At 69.4% G+C, this 6,000-nt stretch carries 6 protein-coding genes and 2 tRNA genes; 3 read left to right on the top strand and 5 right to left on the bottom strand.

The window, feature by feature from the left end:
• Positions 1–301 precede the first annotated feature (301 nt).
• Positions 302–532, top strand: coding sequence for a hypothetical protein (locus tag NS2_RS26385; RefSeq protein WP_033090055.1), 231 nt, complete (start codon positions 302–304; stop codon positions 530–532).
• A 129-nt stretch (positions 533–661) separates the two neighbouring features.
• Here NS2_RS26385 and NS2_RS26380 read toward each other — a convergent pair.
• Positions 662–736 (bottom strand) — tRNA-Val (locus NS2_RS26380).
• Positions 737–753: 17 nt separating this feature from the next.
• Positions 754–829, bottom strand: a tRNA-Gly gene (locus tag NS2_RS26375).
• A gap of 666 nt (positions 830–1,495) precedes the next feature.
• Between NS2_RS26375 and NS2_RS37855 the strand changes: the two genes are divergently transcribed.
• Complete coding sequence (locus NS2_RS37855) at positions 1,496–2,254, top strand: glycosyltransferase (RefSeq protein ID WP_082062710.1); 759 nt, start codon at positions 1,496–1,498, stop codon at positions 2,252–2,254.
• 127 nt (positions 2,255–2,381) lie between these two features.
• On the opposite strand, the gene NS2_RS26365 is transcribed toward NS2_RS37855, so the two are convergent.
• The gene (locus NS2_RS26365) at positions 2,382–3,254 is read right to left on the bottom strand and encodes a DMT family transporter (protein WP_033090068.1); all 873 of its coding nucleotides are present in this window, start codon (positions 3,252–3,254) and stop codon (positions 2,382–2,384) included.
• A gap of 287 nt (positions 3,255–3,541) precedes the next feature.
• Positions 3,542–4,600, bottom strand: a complete 1,059-nt coding sequence (locus NS2_RS26360; RefSeq protein WP_033090056.1) for a fused (3R)-hydroxyacyl-ACP dehydratase subunits HadA/HadB — start codon at positions 4,598–4,600, stop codon at positions 3,542–3,544.
• A gap of 152 nt (positions 4,601–4,752) precedes the next feature.
• Between NS2_RS26360 and NS2_RS26355 the strand changes: the two genes are divergently transcribed.
• Positions 4,753–5,496, top strand: a complete 744-nt coding sequence (locus NS2_RS26355; protein ID WP_052486745.1) for a type 1 glutamine amidotransferase — start codon at positions 4,753–4,755, stop codon at positions 5,494–5,496.
• Here NS2_RS26355 and NS2_RS26350 read toward each other — a convergent pair.
• Positions 5,486–5,947, bottom strand: coding sequence for a hypothetical protein (locus tag NS2_RS26350; RefSeq protein ID WP_052086842.1), 462 nt, complete (start codon positions 5,945–5,947; stop codon positions 5,486–5,488). The genes NS2_RS26355 and NS2_RS26350 overlap by 11 nt on opposite strands.
• Positions 5,948–6,000 lie beyond the last annotated feature (53 nt).

Genomic DNA, 6,000 nt, shown 5'->3' with positions numbered 1-6,000 from the left:
GGACACTAGCCAGGCCGACGTGATCGCGCTGTACCGGACCCTGGAGTCCAGATACGGCCACCAGCCGGTCTGTGGTGAGCCCTATCCGAAAGATGCTTCCGGCCAACTGAATACAAACGTCCTCAACCATAAGGCATTGAGCTGCACAGACATTTGTACAACCAGGTCGTAAGCCGTCTCGGTCACCCGATCTCGTGTTCGTAGACCTGGACCGAATCCAACCCCGCTGGCAGTGGTGAGTGAACGACTGTACTCTCAATCTTGGTCGAGCTGGTCGTAGTGGATCTGGAATGGGAGTGTCATGGTCACCAAATCGCGGTATTCAGGTGAACGATCGTTCATCACAGAACTTGCTCGTGAGCTCTCCCGTGCCGGTCGGCGCAGTGGCCGTCGCCTCACCCGCATCGGCGGCGCCGCCGCGAACCAGACGGTCGCTGAAGTGCAGGACCTGCTGGCCGAAAGCGGCAACCTACTCGTCGGCGCTGTCCGCGCCAAGGCGGATGATCTGGGCGTACGGGTCCGCCGATTGTGACACCCACCCTGTAACCGTTGCGGGAGGTCGAGAACACGCGGGGCCGGGCCGCGGTCGCCATCGGATCGCGCGGCCGGATTCGTCCTGAAGGACCGGGCTGTTATGCCGGACCTCGGCGCGGTCGAATTGTGGTGCGCGATACTGGGATTGAACCAGTGACCTCTTCCGTGTCAGGGAAGCGCTCTCCCGCTGAGCTAATCGCGCTGGATTGAAATCCCCCGTGGAGCGGATGACGAGATTCGAACTCGCGACCCTCACCTTGGCAAGGTGATGCGCTACCAGCTGCGCTACATCCGCGTGCTCGCCCGGCCCGGTGGGCCGATCGGCTTGCGGGACAGAACATTAGCGTACGGGTGGGTGGGTAATGCAAATCGCCTGGAAAACGCGGGGATTCGGGGGCTGTGCCGGAGGGTGGCGGATGTTGTTCCCACTTCAATTTATATCGCGGGGGCGGGGTTGCCGCAAGACCGGGGTGGTGGGCTATAACTGCTGGTCGGAAGCCTAGGGATCGGAGAATCGATGCGGGTGTTGCTGTCGACGATCGGGTCGCTGGGGGAAGTGCAGCCGATGCTGGCGGTCGGGATGGAGTTGGCGGGACTGGGGGCGGAGGTGCGAGTGTGTGCGCCGCCGGACTTTCGGGGGTTGCCGCGCGGTTCGGGCACGAGTTCGTGGCGGTGGGGCCCAAAGTGAGCAGGGCCGGCGCCGGGCGAGGGAAGGTGCCTACGGCCGAGGAGCGGCGGGCGATGATCGCGGGGACCGTGGCGGATCAGTTCGGGGCGGTGGGGGCGGCGGCGGGGGATGCGGATGTGCTGGTTGGTTGCGGGGGCTTGCAGATTGCCGCGCGTTCGATTGCCGAGGTGCGGGGGATCCCGTACGTCTTCGTGGCTTATGCGCCGAATGTGCTTCCCTCGCAGTATCTTCCGCCGCCTCCGTTGGGTCCGGGTATCGACGCCGCCGCCGACGATGCGGACCCAGTGGAAGCAGGATGCCCAACGCTGGAACGCGCTGTGGGCCGACCCGCTCCACGCGCGCCGCGCCGAGATCGGTCTGGCTCCGGTCGCCGAGGTGCGCGACCACATCTTCACCGACCGCCCGTGGCTGGCCGCCGATCCGGTGCTCGGCCCCTGGCCCGGATCTGGGGACCTCGAGGTGTGGCAGTCCGGTGCGTGGATGCTGTCCGACCCCGCGCCCCTCGGCGATGAGATCGAGGAATTCCTCGCGGCCGGCGAACCGCCCGTGTACTTCGGTTTCGGCAGTATGCATCTGGCCCCGGAAACCGCTCGGGCCGCCATCGACGCCGCCCGCGCGCCGGGTCGGCGGGCCATCGTCCTGCGCGGTTGGGCCGGTCTGGCCCCGATCGACGACGCACCCGATTGCCTGGCCGTCGGCGAGGTCGACCACCGGGCCCTTTTCCCGCGCGTGGCGGCCGTCGTGCACCACGGCGGCGCGGGCACGACCACGGCCGTTTCCCGCGCGGGCGTACCCCAGGTGGTGGTCCCGCAACTGTTCGACCAGTTCTACTGGGCTGACCGAGTCCGAACCCTGGGCCTCGGATTCGCCCACGCCCCAGGCCGAGTCACCGAGGACTCCCTGATCACCGCCCTCGAATCGGCCCTCACCCCCGACACCGCCGCCCGAGCCCGCGACACCGCCCCCGCGATCCGCACCGACGGCGCGACCCACGCGGCCCGCAGAATCCTCGACGTGGCCCACGCGCGCTGACGATCCCTGGCGTCTTCCGCGCGGGTTGAGATCCCCGGCGCGTTCCGCGCAGGCTCACGTTCCCAGGCGCGGGCCGCGTGGGCTCACGCCGGTGTTGCTCGCCGGATCTGTGAGCGGTGAGCCGCCCTCAATCCGCGACGGCCTGCCGCTCCAGCAGGGGAGCGGCCTGGGCGCGGGAGAGCCGCACGGCCGCAACGCACATGACCACGACCGACGCCGCTACGAACGCGGTGCCGACCGGCCCGCTGCGCAGCCGCTCGTCGAGCACGGTCATGCCGAGGAAGGCCGCGCCCAGTGGTTCGGCGACGGTGAAGGCGGGCAGTGACGCCGAGAGCGGCCCGACCTGGTAGCCGCGCTGTTGCACGTAGAGCCCGAGCATGCCGCAGGCGACGAGAACGTACAGCTCCCAGCCGGTGAAGGCGGTCCCGATGCCCCGCCCGAACTGCTGGGTCACGTTCTCGGTGAGCGCGGCCGAGATGCCGAACAGCAGACCGGCCGCCCCGCCCAGCAGCAGGGCCTGCAGCGTCGGCACTCTCACCGTCGTCGCCACCGCGATCCCGGCCGCGATCAGCCCGGCCAGCACCGCCAGCGGCAGCATCCACCGATGCCAGGGCGCTTCGGCCACCCCTTCGGTCGGTTCACCGACCACCAGGAAGCAGGCGAGTGCGATCGACAGCGCCGCCGCCTGCGCCCACATCACCGCCGTCACCCGCCGCCCGCTGTAGTGCGCGGCCAGCGGCAGCGCGAACACCAGTGCCGTCACCAGGATCGGCTGCACCACCAGTACCGACCCGAGGGCCAGCGCCGCCACCTGGAAACCGAATCCGCCCGCGTCCCCGATCAATCCCGCCAGCCAGCGCGGATTGCGAATCAGCTTGGCCAGCAACGCATCACCCTCGGGCACATCGGCGGCCGCCCGCTGCTGCGCCACCGCCGACACGGCGAACAGCACGGCCCCGATGAATGCGCAGACCACCGCTGCGATAGGTAGGTTTCCCACCCGGCCAGTGTGCCCGACCCCGCAGCGGTTGATCTCCTCCGCCCGGGGTCTGCAACCCGGCCGGGAAACCCCGCGCCGTTCCTCGACGTCGAGCCGCGTCATGGCGCGCAGCAGCGAATCCGACCGCCGATTCATGAACGCCGCGACATCCGCGCGCCGCTCCTCGGACAGCGACATCCGCGTGCGCCGGTTGTCGTCGGGGTCGTTCGCCGGAGCCGGTTCTGGTGGCCACCAGCTGAATTCGAGTACCCGGGGCGGCACCTCGCCGGAAGTGCCGCCCCTTCAGTTCAGTTCACCTGCACGACCGCCGTTACGCGCCCGAATATCTTGCGGCCCTGATGCATTGCGATGATCGTGACCGTCGCGGTCCCGGCCTCCGCATCCACCGACTTCACCTTGCCGCTGAATTCGATGGCCGCGGGACCGTCGTCGGCCACGTATACCGGGTTGCTCATCCGCACGCTGTACTGCTTCAACGCGCCCGGGTCGCCCAGCCACGAGGTGACGAAGCCCGCACCGTAGGCCATGGTCAACATGCCGTGCGCGACCACCCCGCGCTCCAGCCCGACCATCCGCGCCGCCCCGGCGTGCCAGTGGATCGGGTTCGCGTCGCCCGCGACACCGGCGTAGCGAACCAGATCACCGATGGTGAGAAGCACTGTGCGGGAGGGCAGTTCGTCCCCCGCGGCGAAGCTTCGCAACCGGCTGCCGCGATACTGCCCGATCACCGGATTCCAGATCTCGAGCTCGGTGCGCCGCGGCGCCCGCGCCATGAACGTATCCATCCCGCGGTGCACGATCTCCCCGATGAGCCGGTTCGCCTCCGCGTGGTCCTCGGATTGCTCCGAACGCCCGATCACACTGGTGGACCCGGTCATCACCGCCTGCCCGTGCTGATCGGTGATGACGTTCTCGAACACGAACATGTCCCCGCCGAACGCCTGCCGGAACGAGCGCAGCGCCACATTGCTGGTCAGCCGATCACCCACCAGGATCGGCCGGTGGAAATCGAGGACCTGATCGGTCTGCACCGAGGCCCGCAGGTCGTATCCGGTCAGCATGCCGCTCATGGCGTGCTGCACCGGTGCGGCGAGCAGGCTGGCGAAGGTGGGTGAGGCGGGCAACGCCGGGTAGCCGAGGTCGGCCGCGGCCCGCTCGTCCCAGTGCGCCGGATGGTCGTCCTGGACGGCGGCCGCGTATTCGCGCACCTTCTCCCGGCCGACCTCGTAGTACCCGTCGAGCTGAAAGCGCCGATCCACCATCGAGACCGCGTGTGCGACCGGGTCGAAGACCGCGGGCTCGAGCGCGGCCCCGGGCGGAACAGTTTCGGTGTCGCTGGACTCCATAATGCGCAAGACGATCCCCTCTGCCGTGTGGAGGACGAACTGACGGAAATCAAGATCCGAAGCCATCGGGGTCCAGCGGCGGCCGGTGCGGAGCGTCACAGCACGGCGGCATGCGAACAATAGCCATACCGGTTGTTCGGCATACTGCAGGCATGCCCGCCGCAACCGTTTTGATCGTCCAGCACGTCGAGGTCGAGCAGCCCGGCCTGATCCTGGCCGTGCTGCGCGACCACGACATCCCCACGGTGACCCGGATCCTGACCGCCGAGCCCGGCGTGGCGGCCGAGGACCTGCCCGCCGTCACCGACCTGGCCGGACTGGTGATCATGGGCGGCCCGATGAACGCCGACGCCACCGACGCCCACCCGGCCCTGAAACTGGAACGCGAATTGCTCACGCAGGCACTGCGATCCGGCCTGCCGATGCTGGGCATCTGTCTGGGCTCCCAGCTGCTGGCCCGCGCCGCCGGACTCACCGTCCGCCCCGGCGGCCGCGGCCATTCCGACGAATTGGGCTGGGCCCCACTGCGAAACGTCGACCGCACCGACCCGGTGGTCGGCCCGCTGGCCGACGCCCCCGCCGTCCTGCACTGGCACGGCGACCGCATCGAGGCCGACGCCACCACCACCGTGCTGGCCGCCACGGAATCGACTCCCGTGCAAGCCTTCCGGGCCGGACCCGCCGCCTGGGGCCTGCAATTCCACCCGGAGGTCGGCCCCGAGCTGCTCGACCGCTGGCTGGCCGAACCGGATTTCGCCGCCGAGGCCCACCGCGTCCTCGGCCCCGACGCCCTCGACCTGCTGCGCACCCAGGCCCGCACCGCCTACCCCGAACTGCGCCCGCTGTTCGAACGTGGCCTGAACCACTTCTGCGCGCTGGTGAAAGCTAGCGCATAGCTTCGGATCTGGCGCACCGCCGGGCGTACCCCGCCCACAGCAGCGCGATCACCACCCCGCCCAGATACCTCCGGACCCGCTGCGTCACAACCTTTCCGAGACCGGGGCGTCCCGCGGACCCCGCCGCGGAACGCCCGTCTCCGGCCTGCCGCCGCCGCATCCGATCGCGCTCGATGACCCGCGCGCACAGCCGCACCACGACGTCCTCGAGCCCCATCCCCAGCGACTCGGCCCGCAGCGCCGCCAATTCCATGGCCAGCTCCGCGTCCACCGCCGCCGGATCACTGAGCATCTCGTCCAGCGCCATCCCGTCGATGGCCTGTTCCCGGGTCAGATCCCAGCCCGGCAGCCAGCTCAGCGCCCACGCGCCACCGTCGGGACCGGGCACCAGGTGCGCGGTCTCGGGCGTCATGTCGCTGGTGATCGCGCGACCGGATATCCGCAGTGCCATGGCCTTCCGCTTTCTCGCCGGGACAGGAGATTTCTCGCCGGAACTCTGACGAG

The sequence above is a fragment of the Nocardia seriolae NBRC 15557 genome, from assembly GCF_007990715.1.
Classification (GTDB): domain Bacteria; phylum Actinomycetota; class Actinomycetes; order Mycobacteriales; family Mycobacteriaceae; genus Nocardia; species Nocardia seriolae.
This window is presented reverse-complemented; position numbering and strand designations above follow the sequence as displayed.

Coding starts and splice junctions, on each gene's coding strand:
- NS2_RS26385 (WP_033090055.1), top strand. CDS start 302: ATGGTCACCAAATCGCGGTATTCAGGTGAACGATCGTTCATCACAGAA.
- NS2_RS26355 (WP_052486745.1), top strand. CDS start 4,753: ATGCCCGCCGCAACCGTTTTGATCGTCCAGCACGTCGAGGTCGAGCAG.
- NS2_RS26360 (WP_033090056.1), bottom strand. CDS start 4,600: ATGGAGTCCAGCGACACCGAAACTGTTCCGCCCGGGGCCGCGCTCGAG.
- NS2_RS26350 (WP_052086842.1), bottom strand. CDS start 5,947: ATGGCACTGCGGATATCCGGTCGCGCGATCACCAGCGACATGACGCCC.
- NS2_RS37855 (WP_082062710.1), top strand. CDS start 1,496: ATGCGGACCCAGTGGAAGCAGGATGCCCAACGCTGGAACGCGCTGTGG.